At 73.1% G+C, this 16,013-nt stretch carries 14 protein-coding genes; 11 read left to right on the top strand and 3 right to left on the bottom strand.

All coding sequences use genetic code 11. From position 1 onward, the window contains the following. The first annotated feature begins 93 nt into the window (after positions 1-93). The 3 genes from AC4BG9_RS11010 (at position 94) to AC4BG9_RS11000 (ending at position 4,287) form a co-directional block, all read left to right on the top strand. Complete coding sequence (locus tag AC4BG9_RS11010) at positions 94-1,734, top strand: AMP-binding protein (RefSeq protein WP_490571140.1); 1,641 nt, start codon at positions 94-96, stop codon at positions 1,732-1,734. Then, positions 1,731-2,348 (top strand): TetR/AcrR family transcriptional regulator, encoded by a 618-nt coding sequence (locus tag AC4BG9_RS11005; protein ID WP_490571139.1) that lies wholly within the window; start codon positions 1,731-1,733, stop codon positions 2,346-2,348. Before AC4BG9_RS11010 ends, AC4BG9_RS11005 begins: the two co-directional genes overlap by 4 nt. A gap of 157 nt (positions 2,349-2,505) precedes the next feature. Then, a complete protein-coding gene (locus tag AC4BG9_RS11000) occupies positions 2,506-4,287 on the top strand; it encodes a glycosyltransferase family 39 protein (protein WP_490571138.1) in 1,782 nt (593 codons plus the stop codon). Between the two features lie 149 nt (positions 4,288-4,436). On the opposite strand, the gene typA is transcribed toward AC4BG9_RS11000, so the two are convergent. After that, positions 4,437-6,332 carry a translational GTPase TypA gene (gene typA / locus AC4BG9_RS10995; protein WP_490571137.1) on the bottom strand — a complete coding sequence of 632 codons (1,896 nt, stop codon included), beginning with the start codon at positions 6,330-6,332 and terminating at the stop codon, positions 4,437-4,439. A gap of 197 nt (positions 6,333-6,529) precedes the next feature. On the opposite strand from typA, the gene AC4BG9_RS10990 reads away from it, so the two are divergent. From AC4BG9_RS10990 to AC4BG9_RS10975, 4 genes are all read left to right on the top strand, one after another. After that, positions 6,530-7,042 (top strand): ferritin, encoded by a 513-nt coding sequence (locus AC4BG9_RS10990; protein WP_490571136.1) that lies wholly within the window; start codon positions 6,530-6,532, stop codon positions 7,040-7,042. 6 nt (positions 7,043-7,048) lie between these two features. Further along, entirely contained in the window at positions 7,049-7,987 is a 939-nt protein-coding gene (locus AC4BG9_RS10985) for an MBL fold metallo-hydrolase (RefSeq protein WP_490571135.1), read from the top strand. Positions 7,988-8,077: 90 nt separating this feature from the next. After that, positions 8,078-8,728 carry a DUF4126 domain-containing protein gene (locus tag AC4BG9_RS10980; RefSeq protein WP_490571134.1) on the top strand — a complete coding sequence of 217 codons (651 nt, stop codon included), beginning with the start codon at positions 8,078-8,080 and terminating at the stop codon, positions 8,726-8,728. Continuing rightward, positions 8,725-10,167: a protealysin inhibitor emfourin gene (locus AC4BG9_RS10975; RefSeq protein WP_490571133.1), complete on the top strand. Its 1,443-nt coding sequence runs from the start codon at positions 8,725-8,727 to the stop codon at positions 10,165-10,167. The genes AC4BG9_RS10980 and AC4BG9_RS10975 overlap by 4 nt, the downstream gene beginning before the upstream one ends. Positions 10,168-10,183: 16 nt before the next feature. Here AC4BG9_RS10975 and AC4BG9_RS10970 read toward each other — a convergent pair whose 3' ends face one another. Further along, positions 10,184-11,161, bottom strand: coding sequence for a helix-turn-helix transcriptional regulator (locus AC4BG9_RS10970; RefSeq protein WP_490571132.1), 978 nt, complete (start codon positions 11,159-11,161; stop codon positions 10,184-10,186). Between the two features lie 117 nt (positions 11,162-11,278). Here AC4BG9_RS10970 and AC4BG9_RS10965 point away from each other — a divergent pair, with 117 nt between their 5' ends. From AC4BG9_RS10965 to AC4BG9_RS10955, 3 genes are all read left to right on the top strand, one after another. Further along, the gene (locus tag AC4BG9_RS10965) at positions 11,279-12,007 is read left to right on the top strand and encodes an alpha/beta fold hydrolase (protein ID WP_490571131.1); all 729 of its coding nucleotides are present in this window, start codon (positions 11,279-11,281) and stop codon (positions 12,005-12,007) included. 34 nt (positions 12,008-12,041) lie between these two features. Further along, complete coding sequence (locus AC4BG9_RS10960) at positions 12,042-12,734, top strand: aspartate/glutamate racemase family protein (protein ID WP_490571130.1); 693 nt, start codon at positions 12,042-12,044, stop codon at positions 12,732-12,734. Positions 12,735-12,856: 122 nt separating this feature from the next. After that, on the top strand, positions 12,857-14,257 hold the full coding sequence (locus tag AC4BG9_RS10955) for a matrixin family metalloprotease (RefSeq protein ID WP_490571129.1): 1,401 nt from the start codon (positions 12,857-12,859) through the stop codon (positions 14,255-14,257). A gap of 25 nt (positions 14,258-14,282) precedes the next feature. Here the strand turns inward: AC4BG9_RS10955 and AC4BG9_RS10950 are convergent, their stop codons facing one another. Next, complete coding sequence (locus AC4BG9_RS10950) at positions 14,283-15,068, bottom strand: SDR family NAD(P)-dependent oxidoreductase (protein ID WP_490571128.1); 786 nt, start codon at positions 15,066-15,068, stop codon at positions 14,283-14,285. A 19-nt stretch (positions 15,069-15,087) separates the two neighbouring features. On the opposite strand from AC4BG9_RS10950, the gene AC4BG9_RS10945 reads away from it, so the two are divergent. Next, positions 15,088-15,987, top strand: a complete 900-nt coding sequence (locus tag AC4BG9_RS10945; RefSeq protein WP_490571127.1) for an RNase H family protein — start codon at positions 15,088-15,090, stop codon at positions 15,985-15,987. The last annotated feature ends 26 nt before the right edge of the window (positions 15,988-16,013 follow it).

The raw sequence follows: 16,013 nt of genomic DNA, 5'->3' as shown, positions 1-16,013 counted from the left end.
CACAGCGATACTGTAGCGCAGTCGCCAGTATCGTTATCCGTATCCTACGGAGGTGGCGACAGCTAGCCCGCCCGCCCCTACCGAGGAGATCAGATGACCCCCGATGGCCGCGTCGCCGACCTGTTGAGCACCTTCGACGCCCCCGAGATGGTCGTCGCCGACCTCCTGTGCGACCGGCACCCGGCCGACGCGGTCGGCTTCACCGTCGTCGGCCCCGACCTGGAGCCGGTCGACGTCACCTACGGCGAGCTCTCCGAGCGGTCCCGGCGGTTCGCCGCCGCGCTGGTCGCCGAGGGCGTCCGGCCCGGCGACCGGGTCGCGACCCTGATGGGCAAGTCGCTCGACCTGGTCACCGCGGTGCTGGGCATCTGGCGCGCGGGCGCCGTGCACGTGCCGCTCTTCACCGCCTTCGCCACCCCGGCCATCGCGCTCCGCCTCGCCGGGGCCGACGCCAAGCTGGTGGTCTGCGACTCCGGCCAGCGCGCCAAGCTCGTGCCGGGAGAGGACCTCCCTGCCGACGTGGCGTGGCGCGTGGTGGTGGCCGGTGGTGCGGGGCGCGACGGTGACCTGCTCCTGGACCCGATGCTGGCAGAGGCGGACCCCGACGAGGCGCCGGTGGTGCCGGTCGACGGCGCCGCCGAGCTGGTCCGGCTCTTCACCAGTGGCACCACCGGCACGCCCAAGGGGGTGCCGATACCGGTGCGCGCCCTGGCCGCCTTCGTCGCCTACCTGGAGTACGGGCTCGACGTCCGCGAGGACGACGTCTACTGGAACGCCGCCGACCCCGGCTGGGCCTACGGTCTCTACTACGGCATCGCCGCCCCGTTGGCCGTGGGTCGGCGCAACATCCTGCTCCAGGCCGGGTTCACCCCGGCCACCACCTGGCAGGTGATCGAGCGGCTGGGCGTCACCAACCTGGCTGCCGCCCCGACCGTCTACCGCACGCTGCGCAGCTCCGAGGTGCCCCCGCCCGAGGGGTTGCGGCTGCGCCGGGCCAGCTCGGCCGGGGAGCCGCTCAACCCCGACATGGTCGAGTGGGGGGAGCGGGTGCTGGGCGCGGAGATCCACGACACCTACGGCCAGACCGAGCTGGGCATGTCGATCGTCAACGGTTGGCACGACGACGTCCGCCGTCCGGTCAAGCCCGGGTCGATGGGTCGCCCGATGCCCGGCTGGGCGGCAGCGGTGCTGCGCAACGACGTCGACGAGCCCGCCGCGCCCGGGGAGCCGGGGCGGGTGGTCATCGACCTGGCCGGCAGCCCGTTGATGTGGTTCACCGGGTACGTCGACGCCCCGGAGAAGACCGCAGAGCGGTTCAGCGCCGACGGTCGCTGGTACTACACCGGCGACACGGGGCACGTGGATGGCGACGGCGACTTCTTCTTCGCCTCCCGCGACGACGACGTGATCATCATGGCCGGCTACCGGATCGGCCCGTTCGAGATCGAGAGCGTGCTGGTCGCCGACGAGCGGGTCGCGGAGGCAGCGGTCATCGGTGTGCCCGACGACCTGCGCGGCGAGGTGGTCGAGGCGTTCGTGGTGCTGGCCCCGGGGGTCCAGCCGACCCCCGAGCTGAGCGCGGAGCTGCAGCAGCGGGTCAAGACCAAGCTGGCCGCGCACCTGTTCCCGCGGGCCGTGCACGTGGTCGACGAGCTGCCCAAGACCCCTTCGGGCAAGATCCAGCGCTACCACCTGCGCAAGGCTCGGGCCGAGGCCCAGGCATCCGGGTCATGACCCCGGCGGGCCAGGCGGGGTCGGGGCGGCCGGGGCGGCCGGGGCGGCCGCGTACAGCGCGTCAGCAGGACCTGCTGCGCCGCCTCGTCGACCTGCTCGCGGCCGAGGGCTTCTCCCAGTTCACCCTGGACGACCTGGCCGAGCGGCTGCACTGCTCGAAGACCACCCTCTACGCGCTGGCCTCCTCCAAGCAGGAGCTGGTGCTGGAGGTGGTCCGCGAGTACTTCCGCGCCTCGGTGCCGGTGGTGGAGGCCCGGGTCGGGCAGGCCGGCGACCCGGGGGAGCGGGTCACCGCCTACCTGCTCGCGGTCGCCGACTACCTCCGGCCGCTGTCGCGGGAGTTCATGGAGGACCTGCTCGCCTCCCGCGCCACCGCCGAGGTCTACTCGACGAACACCGCGGCGGCTGCCACCCGGATCCGCGAGCTGATCGCCGAGGGCATCGAGGCCGGGTCCTTCCGCTCCGTCAACGCCCAGTTCGTCGCCGAGATGGTCGCCGCCACGATGGCGGCGATCCAGCGCGGTGAGCTCTTCGCGCGGATGGAGATGACCGACGCCGAGGCGTACGCCGAGCTGGCCTCGCTGGTCGTGCACGCCCTGGCTGTCGGCGACTGACGCGAGAAACGAGCCGTCCCGGGAAAAGCACGCGGAGGTCCGCTGGTGGCCCCTACCCTGCCCGCATGACGTCTCGACGCCACGTGTGTGAATGCCGCCCTGAGCACGCCGGGACCCGGGCCGAGCGCCGCCCGGTCGGCACCCGCGAGGTCGCTCGGTGACGGCCCTGGTGCTGCTGCCCTTCCTCGTGCTGGGCGGCTGGTCGGCGGTCGCGGCGGCCCGCGTGGGATGGCGCGATGGGATCCTCTTCGGCTTCCTGCTGTGGGTCGCCGGCTGGCAGCTGGTCGCAGGTCTGCTCTCGCTGGTCGACCAGCTCAACTTCACCGGGGTGCTGCTGAGCCATCTCGTCCTTCTGGCGATCCAGGCCCTCCTGCTCTACCGCAGGCGACCACCCCGCCCCGTCCTGGGCAAGGGGTGGCGCGACCCCTGGGTCGTGGTGCTGGCCGTGGAGGCCCTCGTCCTGCTCGTGCTGGCCGTGAGCGTCGCCCCCACGAACTGGGACTCGATGAGCTACCACCTGGTCAAGGTGGAGCAGTGGCTGCAGGCGGAGCGGGTGACCTCGTTCCCCACGGAGTTCGCCCCGCAGGTCTACCTCCCCTTCACCGCGGAGCTCGGCATGGCCCACCTCTCCCTGCTCAGCGGGGCGGTGTGGGCGGTCAACCTGGTCCAGTACAGCGCCCACCTCGTCGCCCTGGTCGCAGTCTCCGTGCTGGCCCGCAACGTGGGCGTCGACCGACGGGGCCAGGCCATCGCCGCCGGTGTCTTCGGGCTGAGCCCGCTGGTGGTGGGGCAGGCCGTGACCACCCAGACGGACTACGTCATGTGCACCCTGGCGGTGATTGCCTACGCCATGGCGCTGCACCCGCGAGCCCACCCGGGCTGGCTGCTGGGGGTGGCCCTGGCGAGCGGCCTGGCGGTGGCGGTCAAGCCCACTGCGGTGCTGATGGTGCTCCCCGCGGTGGTCATCTCGCTGCGGCTCCTGCGCGGGGTCGCCCTACGGCGCGCGGTGCTCCCGCTCGCCTTGGCGGTCCTCCTCGGGGTGGCCCCGAACGTGTGGTGGATGGTCAACAACCACCAGACGTGGGGCAGCATCGCCGGGGTCGAGTCGAAGCTGACCAACGAGGTCATCACGCCCGCGACGACCGGCCTGAACGTGGTCAGGAACATCACCCTCCACGTGGCCCTGCCCGACCCCGAGGTCAACGACCGCCTCGAGAGGGGCGTCCGCGGCCTCCTCGAGGGCTTGGGGCTGGACCCCGACGACCAGAGGGCCACCATGGGCACCTTCGTCGTCGACTCGTTCAAGACCGAGGATCGAGCCGCCAACCCGCTGCAGGTCCTCCTCATCCTCGTCGCGTTCGTGGCCCTGCTGGCGGGCGGTCGCCGGCACCGGGCGCTGTGGCCAGTCGCGATGGCCACCGTGGTGGTGCTCGTGGGCGCCTCGGCGGTGCTCAAGTGGCAGGTGTGGGGCGGACGCTTCCTGCTGACGGCGATCGCTCTGGGCGCCGTGCTGGTCGGCGCTGCGTTGAGCCGGTGGCCCCGGTGGATCGGGGTCGTCACGCTGGGCGTGCTGACGGCCGCGTCGGTCCCCTACCTCGTCCAGCAGGACCTGCGGCCGCTGGTCGGCGAGAGGTCAGTCCTGACCACGAGCGCCGAGGAGGAGCTCTTCCGGGGTCGCCCGAACCTGGCCTGGCCCTACCAGCACGCCGTGGACTCCCTGCGTGACCAGGAGGCCCCGCGCATCGGGGTGTCCTCGGGCATGTGGCAGTGGGAGTACCCGCTGTGGTGGCTGGCGAAGCAGAGCAACCCCGACGCCACGCTCGGTCACGCCAGCCCGTGCCCGGAGACCGGTGAGCCCTCCGGCGAGTTCGACCTCGTGCTGACCTGGCAGGCCGTCACCGGGGAGGAGTACCTCACGCCCGAGGGCTGCGCCCACTGAGCGCGCGTCGCCGCAGTCGCGGGCAGGGCCTGCAGAAGGGCCGGCCGGGACACCGGTGTGCACCCTCTCTGCTCCGCTTCCGGCGGCGCGGAACGACGAAGGCCCGCCACGCGGTCGCGTGGCGGGCCTTCGGGCTCAGCGCGTGCGGATCAGGCCTTGTTGGCCTTGCGCGCCCGCGAGGCGGTCTTGGCGCGGACGTTGGCGTCCAGCTCGACCTTGCGGATGCGGACGGCGTCGGGGGTGACCTCGACGCACTCGTCCTCGCGGCAGAACTCCAGGCACTGCTCCAGCGAGAGCTTCCTCGGCGGGATCAGCTTCTCGAAGTTGTCGGAGGTGGCGGACCGGATGTTGGTCTGCTGCTTCTCCTTGGTGATGTTGACGTCCATGTCGTCGGCGCGGGAGTTCTCGCCGACGATCATGCCCTCGTAGACCTCGGTCGTCGGCTCGACGAACATCACGCCGCGCTCCTGGAGCGAGGTCATGGCGTACGCCGTCGCGGCGCCCTTGCGGTCGGCGACGAGCGAGCCGTTGTTGCGCGACCGGATCTCGCCGGCCCACGGCTCGTAGCCCTCGGAGATGTGGTGGGCGATGCCGGTGCCGCGGGTCTCGGTGAGGAACTCGGTCCGGAAGCCGATCAGGCCACGTGCCGGGACGAGGAACTCCATCCGCACCCAGCCGGTGCCGTGGTTGGTCATCTGCTCCATCCGGCCCTTGCGGGTGGCGAGCAGCTCGGTGATGGTGCCGAGGTACTCCTCGGGAGCGTCGATGGTGAGGCGCTCGACCGGCTCGTGGATCTTGCCGTCGATCTCCTTGGTGACCACCTGCGGCTTGCCGACGGTGAGCTCGTAGCCCTCGCGCCGCATCTGCTCGACCAGGATGGCCAGCGCCAGCTCGCCGCGGCCCTGCACCTCCCAGGCGTCGGGACGCTCGGTGGGCAGCACGCGGAGCGAGACGTTGCCGACCAGCTCGGAGTCGAGGCGGTCCTTGACGAGGCGGGCGGTGACCTTGGAGCCCTTGACCCGGCCGACCAGCGGCGAGGTGTTGGTGCCGATGGTCATCGAGATCGCCGGCTCGTCGACGTGGATGAGCGGCAGCGCGACCGGGTTCTCGGGGTCGGCCAGGGTCTCGCCGATGGTGATCTCCGGGATGCCCGCGACCGCCACGATGTCGCCGGGGCCGGCGGACTCGCCGGGCTGGCGCTCGAGGCCCTCGGTCACCAGGAGCTCGGTGATCTTGACGTTCTTGACCGACCCGTCGCGGCGCATCCAGGCCACGGTCTGGCCCTTCTTCAGGTTGCCCTGGCGGATGCGCAGCAGCGCCAGGCGACCGAGGAACGGCGAGGCGTCGAGGTTGGTGACGTGGGCCTGCAGCGGGGCGCCCTCGTCGTAGACCGGCGCGGGGATGGTCTCCAGGATCGTCTTGAAGAGCGGCTCGAGGCTGTCGCCGTCGGGGAGCTCGCCGTTGCCGGGCGCGGTGAGGGCGGCGATGCCGGCCTTGCCCGAGGCGTAGACGACGGGGAAGTCCAGGGCGTCCTGGCCGTGTGAGTCGTCGAGCAGGTCCATGAAGAGCTCGTAGGTCTCGTCGACGACCTCGGCGATGCGGGCGTCGCCACGGTCGGTCTTGTTGACCACCAGGATGACCGGCATGTCGGCGTTGAGCGCCTTGCGGAGGACGAAGCGGGTCTGCGGCAGCGGGCCCTCGGAGGCGTCGACCAGCAGCACGATGCCGTCGACCATGGAGAGACCGCGCTCGACCTCGCCACCGAAGTCGGCGTGGCCGGGGGTGTCGATGATGTTGATCGTCATCGGCTTGCCCTCGGCGGCGGGGCCGGCGTAGTGGATGGCGGTGTTCTTCGCGAGGATGGTGATGCCCTTCTCGCGCTCGAGGTCACCGGAGTCCATGACGCGTTCTGCCACGCCTTCGGCCTGGTGCTCGGTGAAGGCGCCACCCTGACGGAGCATCGCGTCGACGAGGGTGGTCTTGCCGTGGTCGACGTGGGCGACGATGGCAACGTTGCGCAGGTCGTTCCTGCGAGTGGAAGACATGGAGGTACGGCGTCACTTTCGGTTCGGGTCGGGGACCCGTTCGGGCCGTCCGCCAGTGTAAAGGCTGGTGAGCGCATCCCCCGACTCGACGACGGGGCCCGGACCGTCCCGGCCGCGCCTCCTGGACCCCGACGGTGCAGGTGAGGCAAGACTTGCCTTCGGTGCGGCATACGACGCTGCCGCCTAGGCTTGCGGCCATGAAGCTCACCCAGACCCTCGAAGACGCCTTCAACGCCCAGATCAGCCTGGAGCTGCACGCCTCCATGGTCTACCGCCAGCTGGCGATCGAGATGGAGCTCAAGGACCTCCCGGGGATGGCTGCGTGGCTGCGCCACCAGGCCGACGAGGAGATCGTCCACGCCAACAAGTTCATCGACCACGTGGCCGACCGCGACAACCACCCGCGCATCGGTGCCCTGGGCGCGCCGGAGGTCACCGGCACCACCGTGCTGGAGGTCTTCCAGGCCGCGCTGGCGCACGAGCAGAAGGTCTCCGCGTCGATCCGCCAGCTCTACCGGCTCGCCGAGTCCGAGGGCGACCTCGACTCCCGGCCGCTGCTCAACTGGTTCCTCGAGGAGCAGATCGAGGAGGAGGCGACCGTCAGCGAGATCGTCGGCCGCGTCGAGCTGATCAACGAGGACGGCCCCGGGCTGCTCCGCCTCGACGAGGAGCTCGGCTCCCGCAAGGTCGGCACCACCGAGGCGCGGTAGCCGAGGATGCGGCTGCGGCCCGGCCGGCCGGACCTCGCCGCTCACGCCGGTCTCCGCGGGCTGCCCGCGGCGGCGGGCGGCGACCCGGCGCAGGGCCCGTCGGTCTCCTGGCTGGGAGTCAGCACGGTGCTGGTCGACGACGGTGAGTCGGCCCTGCTCACCGACGGATTCTTCTCCCGCCCGGGGCTGCTGAGGGTCGGCCTGGGCCGGATCGAGCCGGACATCACACGGATCGACCAGGCGCTGGCCCGCGCCGGCATTCGCCGGCTCGAGGCCGTCGTGCCGGTGCACACCCACTACGACCACGTGCTCGACTCCGCGACCGTCGCCTCCCGGACCGGGGCGGTGCTGGTCGGCGGGGAGTCGGCCGCCCGGGTGGCCCGCGGCCACGGCCTGCCCGAGGACCGGATCCGGACCGCCGTGCCGGGGGAGCCGATGCGCCTGGGTGCCTACGAGGTCACCCTGGTCGAGGGCTCGCACTGCCCGCCCGACCGCTACCCGGGCGAGATCACCGCGCCGGTGCCGCGGCGCGCGCGCACCACGGCGTACCGCTGCGGCGAGGCATGGTCGACACTCGTCCACCACCTGCCCAGCGGCCGCCGGCTGCTGGTCCAGGGGTCGGCGGGCTGCGTGCCGGGCCACCTCGCCGGCCACGCCGCCGAGGTGGTCTACCTCGGCGTCGGTCAGCTCGGCCTGATGGACCACGCCTACATCGACCGGTACTGGGACGAGACCGTCGGGCAGGTCGGCGCCCGGGCCGTGGTGCTGGTCCACTGGGACGACTTCTTCCGCCCGCTGACTGCGCCCTTGCGGAGCCTGCCCTACGCCGGGGACGACCTCCACGTCTCCGTGGCCCGGCTGCGGCACCTCGCCGACCGGGACGGCGTGGTGCTGCGGATGCCCGACCTGTGGGAGCGCTGCGACCCGTGGGGCCTCCTGGACTGAGGGTCCGCCGCGCCCGTGAGGGGCTGGCGGCTGTCGGCGGCGCGTGCCACCTTGGTCCCCACGCGACGCGCACCGCTCGAGGAGGACCGCATGCTCGCTGCCCTGACCGGCGCCGGCCTGTCGGCCGCGGCGGGCCTCAACGCCTACATCCCGTTCCTGGTGGTGGCGGTGGTGGCCCGGTTCACCGACGTCCTGACCCTGCCCGCCGGCTACGCGTGGATCGAGTCGTGGTGGGCGATCGGCATCTGCGCCGTCCTGCTGCTGGTCGAGATGGTGCTGGACAAGATTCCGGTGGTCGACTCGGCCAACGACGCGATCCAGACCGTCATCCGGCCAGCCACCGGGGGTCTGGTCTTCGCGGCCACCCAGGCTGCCGACGACCTGGAGCGGTCCAGCGGGTGGCTGCAGGAGAACCCGTGGGTGGCGGTGCTCCTCGGCGGGGTGGTCTCCGCGGTGGTGCACGGCGGCAAGAGCGTCGCCCGGCCGGTGATCGACGCCGGGTCGCTCGGCACGGCGACCCCGGTCGTCTCCACGGTCGAGGACTCCTTCTCGGCGGGTCTCGCCCTCAGCGCCGTCTTCTGGCCGGTCCTGGCCCTCTTCCTCCTCGCGGTGCTGGCGGCGATGATGGTCGGAGCGCTGGTCACCGTCGGCCGCTGGCGCCGCCGCCCGCAGCCGGGCGGACGCGCGGGCGGACCCGCGGGCGGGCGGGCCGGGGGACACGCGGGGGGAGGCGCACGATGAGCAGGTGCGGATTCGTGCCGCCCTACCTGCTGCGGGGGATCGCCCGGTCCTCGGCACAGCGGGCGGCGGCGCTGAGCCAGGACACGCTCCGCGTCGACGAGGGGTTCCGTGACGCGCGGCGCACCGAGGGGTCGCGTGCGGGGTTCTCGGTACACACCACCGAGCTGGGCGCCCGCGCCCGTGCCGTCGCCTCCGCCGTGCCCTGGACCGTGCACGACGCGGAGAACGGCACGCGGCTGCCGGGCAGGGCGGCCCGGCGTCCCGGCGAGGCCCCGACCGGGGACCCGGCGGTCGACGAGGCGGCCGACGGGATCGAGGCGACCCTGCGGCTCTTCTCCGAGGTCTTCGGCCGTGACTCCTACGACGACCAGGGCGCCCAGGTCTCGCTCACCGTGCACTACCGCGAGGACTACGACAACGCCTTCTGGGACGGCCACCAGCTGGTCTTCGGCGACGGGGACGGCGAGGTCTTCGACCGCTTCACCAAGCCGGTCGACGTGCTGGCCCACGAGTTCGGGCACGCGGTCGTCGACGGCTCCGCCCGCCTGGTCTACGCCGACCAGAGCGGGGCCCTCAACGAGTCGGTCGCCGACGTGCTGGCCACCTGCCTGCTCCAGTGGCTGGCCGGGCAGGAGGCGGGCGAGGGCACCTGGCTGATCGGGCAGGGCCTCTTCCTCCCCGGCGTCTCGGCCCGCGCCCTGCGCGACATGGCCGCGCCCGGGACGGCGTACGACGACCCGGTGCTGGGCCGGGACCCGCAGGTCGGCCACCTGGACGACTTCGTGGTCACCGAAGACGACAACGGTGGGGTCCACCTCAACTCGGGCATCCCCAACCGCGCCTTCCACCTGGCGGCCACCCGGCTGGGTGGCCGGGTCTGGGAGGGAGCCGGCAGGGTCTGGTACGACGCGCTCACCGGCGACCTGGTCGGCCCGCGCAGCGACTTCGCCGGCTTCGCCGAGGCCACGGTCGCGGCCGCCTCCGCGGCGCTGGACTCCCGGGCCGCCGAGGTGGTCGCCCAGGCCTGGGCCGAGGTGGGCGTCAGGGTCGCCGGTGCGCAGCCGGGGCGCTCTGAGCCTGACGCCCCGACCACGGAGCAGCCGGGGTCCGCGCCGGACCCGGCGGCCCCCGTCCCGGCGAGCGGTCACCTCTGCGTCCGTCGCTCGGGCGGCTTCACCGGGCGCACCACCTCGTTCCAGGTGGACCTGACGCAGGTGCCCGACGAGGTGCGCGAGGGGGAGCTCGCCGAGCTGCTCGCCTCGGTGCGCCGGGCCCGGGTCGAGGGGGCCGGGGCCGGGGAGGGCCGGGACGTCCCCGACGCCTTCGTCTACACCTTCGAGGTGCCCGGCCTGGAGCCGCTGCGGGTGCCGGAGCAGCGGCTGACCGACGCCCTGCGCCGCCTCGCCGACCTCGTGGTCGAGCTGGGTGGCGAGGCCTGACCTTGTCCCTGCCGGCTCACGCCCGGCCGGGGGAGGGTGGGCCTTCCAGGGCAGCGGCGAGCCGGCCGGCGACCTCGGCGACCGCGGCGCGCAGCTCGGGGCCCTCCTCGACCCGGAAAGCCAGGGGCACCGCCGCCAGCCACTCCGCGGCGTACATGGTCGGGTTCTGGGTGGAGCCGACGAGCACGCAGCCCTCCGGGTGCGGCTCGAGACGGCCCATGTGGGGGCCGACGAACCGGGCGACCTCGTCGGCCGGCGTCCCGAAGACCACCCGGGTGGGCATCGCCCAGCCGGAGGCCAGGTGCTCGGCGAGCGAGGCGACCGGATCGAGCCCCTCCGGCGGGGTGAACCGCTCCTCGGTGGGGGTGACGGCCCGGATCCGGTCGACCCGGTAGGTGCGGACCGCGTCGGCCCGGTGGGAGTGGCACAGCAGGTACCACCGGCCGTGGCGCACCACGACCGCCCACGGGTCCACGAGCGCGTCCCACTGTCCGGCTTCGGCACCGCCGTGGACCAGGCGCACCCGCCGCTGCGCCGCGACCGCCGCCACCAGGTCGGAGGTGATCCGCGGGTCGGGCCGGCTCGCGCGGCGGTCGGGGGTGGCGGCCGCGTGCTCGCGCAGCGCCGCCGCCTCCGCCCCGAGGGCCTCCGGCAGCGCCCTGATCACCTTGCCGAGGGCGGCACCGACCAGGTCGTCGGGGTCCGTGGCGGCCGGCTGCCCGTCCAGGACGGCCATCACCAGGCCGAGCGCCTCGTCCTGGCTGAAGCTGACCGGGGGCAGCCGGGTGCCGCGCCCCAGGCGGTAGCCGCCGTAGGGGCCACGGGAGCCCGTGACCGGCACCCCCGCCTCGCGCAGGATGGCGACGTAGCGCCGGGCCGCCCGCTCGGTGACCCCGAGCCGCTCGGCCAGCTCTGCCGCCGTGGTCCCGGGCCGCTGCTGCAGCACCTCGAGGGTGCGGAGGGCACGCGCCGTGGGGCTGAGCCGCTCGGTCATCTCCCGACCCTAGGACCTCGTCGCCTGGTCAGGAAGTAGAACGTCCGGAATGCCTCCTACGGTGGCAGGACCACGCGCCGGGCGCCCCGGCCGTGAGAGACGCAGGAGGGAACCGACATGAGGATGCTGCTGATCCCGGGGCTCTGGCTCGACGGAGCGGTGTGGGAGGAGGTCGTGCCGGTCCTGGCGGAGCTCGGGATCGAGGGGCTCCCGCTGACCCTCCCGGGCCAGGGGGACGACGACCCGACCGCCACCTACAAGGACCAGGTCCGCGCGGTGGTCGACGCGGTCGACGCCGCGGCGGCCTCGGGCGACCCGGTGGCGGTGGTCGGTCACTCGGCCGCCAGCGCCCTGGCCTGGGTGGCGGCGGACGCACGCGCCGACCGGGTGGCCGGCGTGGTGATGATCGGCGGGATGCCGGTGGCCGACGGTGACGAGTACGCGAACTGGTTCGAGGCCTCCGACTCCAAGATCGCGTTCCCCGGGTGGGCGCGCTTCGAGGGGCCGGACATCGCCGACCTCGACGAGCCGATGCGCGCCGACCTCGCCGGACGGATGGTGGCGTTCCCGGCGGCGGTCGCGCAGGGCGTGGTCCGGCTGCAGGACCCGAGGAGGTACGAGGTGCCGGCGGTCATGCTCTGCCCCGAGTACTCCCCCGAGGAGGCGCGGGCGTGGATCGACGCCGGCGAGGTGCCCGAGCTGCCCCGGGCCGCCGACCTGCGCCTGGTGGACCTCGCGACCGGGCACTGGCCGATGGTCAGCGACCCCCGTCTCCTGGCCGCCACGTTGGCGGAGGTGGCGGCGCCCTGGGCCGGCGCGCCGCGGGACGAGGGTGTCGTTCGTTGAGCCTGGCCGGACAACAACTGGCAGACTGCTCCGCGTGAAGACCATCGGACTCGTCGGCGGCATGAGCTGGGAATCCAGCGCGGTGTACTACAAGCTCCTCAACGAGGGGGTGGAGGAGCGCGTCGGGGGATTCGCCTCGGCCAGGACCGTGCTGGTCTCGGTCGACTTCGCCGAGGTCACCGCCCTGCAGGAGCAGGAGCGCTGGGACGACGTGGCCGAGATCCTCTCCGAGGCCGCCCGCGGCGCGGAGCGGGCCGGCGCCGACTTCCTCATGCTCTGCACCACGGCCTTCCACCGGGTCGCCGAGCAGGTCGAGGCGGCGGTGGACATCCCGCTGCTCCACCTCGCCGACGTCGTCGCCGAGGCCTGCGCCGAGCACCGGCTGGAGTCGGTCGGCCTGATCGGGACCAGGTTCTCGATGTCGCGCAGCTTCTTCACCGACCGGATCGCCTCGCACGGCCTCGAGGTCGTGGTCCCCGAGGAGCGCCACCACGCCACCCTCAACCGGATCATCTACGACGAGCTCGTCCACGGCCGGGTCGAGGACGGCTCGCGCCGCGAGGTCGTCCAGATCATCGAGGAGCTCTGGGACGCCGGCGCCGGCGGGGTGATCCTCGGCTGCACCGAGCTCGAGCTGCTCGTCCGTCAGGCCGACGTCGAGCTTCCGGTCCTGGGCTGCACCACGCTGCACGTGAAGGCCGCACTGGATCGGGCCCTGTCCGACTGAGCCGGCCGGGGCCTCCGGGCGGGCCGGCCCGATCAGCCGGTGGACGACGCCCGGCGGCCCGTACCACTCCGGCAGGCTGTGCCCGGCCTGTCCGGCCTCCACCGACACCAAGGGGTCCCGTGATGCACCTGCACCGCCCGGTCGTGGCCGTCCTCGCCGCTGCCGTCGTCAGCCTCCCGCTGCTGGGGGCCGCGCCGACCGCGGTCGGGGCCGCCGTCCCCACCGAGGTCACGCTCGAGCTCGCGGAGTCGACGTCGACACCGGCGGCGCGCCGCCCCGGGGTGAAGAAGGTCGAGGCGGGCTCGCGCTTCCGGCTGAAGGGCAAGGTGGCGACCCGTCGGGGGGTGAAGCGCACCGTCACCCTGCAGGAGAAGAAGGGGCGCAAGCTGCGCCGGGTCGACCGGACCCGGGCGAGCAAGAAGGGGAGGTTCAGCTTCTCCGTCCGGGCGGGCAGCAAGCGCAGGACCCGGACCTTCGTCGTCAGCGCGCCGCGGACCCGTGGCCTCAAGCCCTTCCGTCGCACCGTCAAGGTGCGGGTGGTGCGCCCGAGTGAGCCGCCCAAGGCGCCGACCGGCGTGACCGCGACCGTCGACGTGCCGGGCGCCGTGGCCTACACCACCGTCACCACGGCCTCCGGCCTGGTCACCGGCGTGCCGGCGGGTCGCAGCGTCGTCGTCCAGGGCCAGCTCGGCGAGGACTGGCTGCCGCTCGCCAGCACGGTGAGTGCCGCCGACGGCAGCTACGCGGTCGCCCTCCCCAACGACTGGCTGCGCAGCACCTTCACCCGGGTGGTGGTGGAGGAGACCGACAGCGCCCTGGGGGCCGTCTCGGAGCCGGCGGTGGTCACCGAGGTCACGTCGCACTACACCCCGCAGGGCTCGGACCCGACGGACTTCACCCTGCTCTCCGCCAACCGCAACCGCTTCGACTCGTGCCAGCCCGTGCGCTACCGGGTCAACTACGCCAACGCGCCCAGCTATGCCCAGGGCTCGATCCAGGAGGCGCTGCGCCACGTGCGCTTCGCCACCGGGCTCACGTTCGTCGACGGAGGCCCGACCGACGCCTACTCCTGGCCGGTGGTCGGGCTGCCCGGCATCGACACGAGCACGACGGACCTGCTGATCAGCTTCGGCGGCCAGCAGCACACCGTCCAGCCGATGAGCGGCTACGCCGGCCGCGGCGGCCCCGATCCGGGGTGGTGGGCGCTCGACGCCGCCGGACGGCACGTGCAGATCGACAGCGCGCAGGTCTTCCTGCACTCCCTCGACCCCGCGGCCAGTCGCTGGACCCCGGCCTACCTGGCCCAGCTGCTCTACCACGAGATCGGGCACGCCGTCGGCCTGGACCACGCCCGGGCGCCCGACCAGATCATGTCGGCCGCCTTCTCCGCGGCGACGCCTGAGTTCTTCGGGCTCGGTGACCTCGCCGGGCTGGCCACGGTGGGCTCGCGCAACGGCTGCTCCCGCCGGCTCCCGGTCTTCGGCACGGCGAACCGGGTCGGGGAGCCGATCAGCCTGCCCTGAGGCGTGCCGGCCGAGCCGGGCCGGCTCAGACCCGGTGCACCTTGTGCTGGGCGGCCTGCGCCCGGGGCTTGATCACGATCTCGTCGATGTTGACGTGGGCCGGGCGGGTGACGATCCAGGCGATCGCGTCGGCGACGTCCTCGGCGACGAGGGGGTCGGGCACGCCCTGGTAGACGCCGGCCGCCCGCTCGGCGTCGCCGTCGAACCGGTTGAGCGAGAACTCCTCGGTGGCGACCATGCCGGGGGCGACCTCGCTGATCCGGATCGGCTCGCCGACGAGCTCGAGCCGCAGCGTCTCGGTCATCACCTGGAGCCCGTGCTTGGCCGCCGTGTAGCCGCCCCCGCCCTCGTAGGCGATACGCCCGGCGGTGGAGCCCACGTTGACCAGGACGGCGTCGCCGCTGGCCCGCAGCGCCGGGAGCAGCGCTTGGGTGACCCGCAGGGTCCCCAGCACGTTGACGTCGTACATGCGCTGCCAGTCGGCCGGGTCCGCGGCCTCCACCGGGTCCATCCCGATCGCGCCGCCGGCGTTGTTGACCAGGACGTCGAGACGACCGGGGCCGTCCGGACCGGTGAGGCTGGAGACGGTGCCGGCCAGGGCGGCCACCGAGTCGGGCGAGGTGACGTCGAGGGCCACGGCGGTGCCACCGATCTCCTCGGCCAGCGCCTCGAGGCGCTCGACGCGGCGGGCCGCGCACACCACGTGGAGGCCGGCGGCGGCCAGCGCTCGGGCGGTGGCCGCGCCGATGCCGCTGCTGGCTCCGGTGACGACTGCGGTGCGGGGGAGGGCAGGTGGGATCACGGGAGACATGATGGCAGGATCGCCGCTCGTGACGATCATCGCAGCGGCAGACGGTTCGGCCCTCGGCAACCCCGGCCCCGCCGGCTGGGGGTGGTACGTCGACCAGGAGCGGTGGGCCTGCGGCGGCTGGCCGACCGGCACCAACAACATGGGTGAGCTGATGGCGGTCCTCGACCTGCTCCAGCAGAGCGCGCACCTCGACGAGGACCTGCACGTCATCTGCGACAGCACCTACGTCATCAACTCCGTCACCAAGTGGATGGCCGGCTGGAAGCGGCGCGGCTGGAAGAAGGGCGACGGCAAGCCCGTCCTCAACGTCGAGCTGATGAAGGCGATCGACGCGGCGATGTCGGGGCGGAAGGTCACCTTCGAGTGGGTCAAGGGACACACCGGCCACGTCCTCAACGAGCACGCCGACCGGCTCGCCACGGGCGCAGCCCTGGCCTTCAAGGAGGGCGCGGAGCCCGATCCCGGGCCCGGCTTCTCGGGGTCCAGCACCCGGCACCCGGCAGCCGCGCCCGGACAGGTCGAGGAGGAGCCCGACCTCTTCACCGGGCTCGCGGAGCTCCCCGACCACGTCCCGACGCCCGAGGAGGAGGTGGTCGAGCTGGCGCGCAACCTGCTGACCCACCAGGTGCGCGGCGACCGGGCGGCGGTGGCGGCGCTGCTGCATCCCAGGTGGCAGGAGATCGGGCCGTCGGGCCGGGCCCGGAGCCGCGACGAGCTGCTCGACGACGTCTCGCCCCTGCCGGCGGGAGAGGAGGCGACCCTCGACATCGTCTCGGTCGAGCAGGTCGACCCCGACCACGTGCTGCTCGTCTGCCGGAGCCTCGGCACCGGCGGGCCGGCACTGCACAGTTCATGGTGGCTGCGCGCACAAGGAAATTGGGTTCAACGGTTTCACCACGCGACGGCCGAACGTAGGTAAAATGTGACACAGGACGCAGCCGTGTC

It is taken from the genome of Nocardioides sp. Z40_12 (assembly GCF_058215795.1).
Note: the sequence above shows the minus strand (reverse complement) of the source record. Positions and strands in the feature narration are given on the sequence as shown.

What these genes read in the sequence shown, in the direction of transcription:
- typA (WP_490571137.1), bottom strand. Translation starts at nt 6,332, where the DNA reads ATGTCTTCCACTCGCAGGAACGACCTGCGCAACGTTGCCATCGTCGCC.
- AC4BG9_RS10985 (WP_490571135.1), top strand. Translation starts at nt 7,049, where the DNA reads ATGCGGCTGCGGCCCGGCCGGCCGGACCTCGCCGCTCACGCCGGTCTC.
- AC4BG9_RS10975 (WP_490571133.1), top strand. Translation starts at nt 8,725, where the DNA reads ATGAGCAGGTGCGGATTCGTGCCGCCCTACCTGCTGCGGGGGATCGCC.
- AC4BG9_RS10990 (WP_490571136.1), top strand. Translation starts at nt 6,530, where the DNA reads ATGAAGCTCACCCAGACCCTCGAAGACGCCTTCAACGCCCAGATCAGC.
- AC4BG9_RS10970 (WP_490571132.1), bottom strand. Translation starts at nt 11,161, where the DNA reads ATGACCGAGCGGCTCAGCCCCACGGCGCGTGCCCTCCGCACCCTCGAG.
- AC4BG9_RS10980 (WP_490571134.1), top strand. Translation starts at nt 8,078, where the DNA reads ATGCTCGCTGCCCTGACCGGCGCCGGCCTGTCGGCCGCGGCGGGCCTC.
- AC4BG9_RS10955 (WP_490571129.1), top strand. Translation starts at nt 12,857, where the DNA reads ATGCACCTGCACCGCCCGGTCGTGGCCGTCCTCGCCGCTGCCGTCGTC.
- AC4BG9_RS10950 (WP_490571128.1), bottom strand. Translation starts at nt 15,068, where the DNA reads ATGTCTCCCGTGATCCCACCTGCCCTCCCCCGCACCGCAGTCGTCACC.
- AC4BG9_RS11005 (WP_490571139.1), top strand. Translation starts at nt 1,731, where the DNA reads ATGACCCCGGCGGGCCAGGCGGGGTCGGGGCGGCCGGGGCGGCCGGGG.
- AC4BG9_RS10965 (WP_490571131.1), top strand. Translation starts at nt 11,279, where the DNA reads ATGAGGATGCTGCTGATCCCGGGGCTCTGGCTCGACGGAGCGGTGTGG.
- AC4BG9_RS11010 (WP_490571140.1), top strand. Translation starts at nt 94, where the DNA reads ATGACCCCCGATGGCCGCGTCGCCGACCTGTTGAGCACCTTCGACGCC.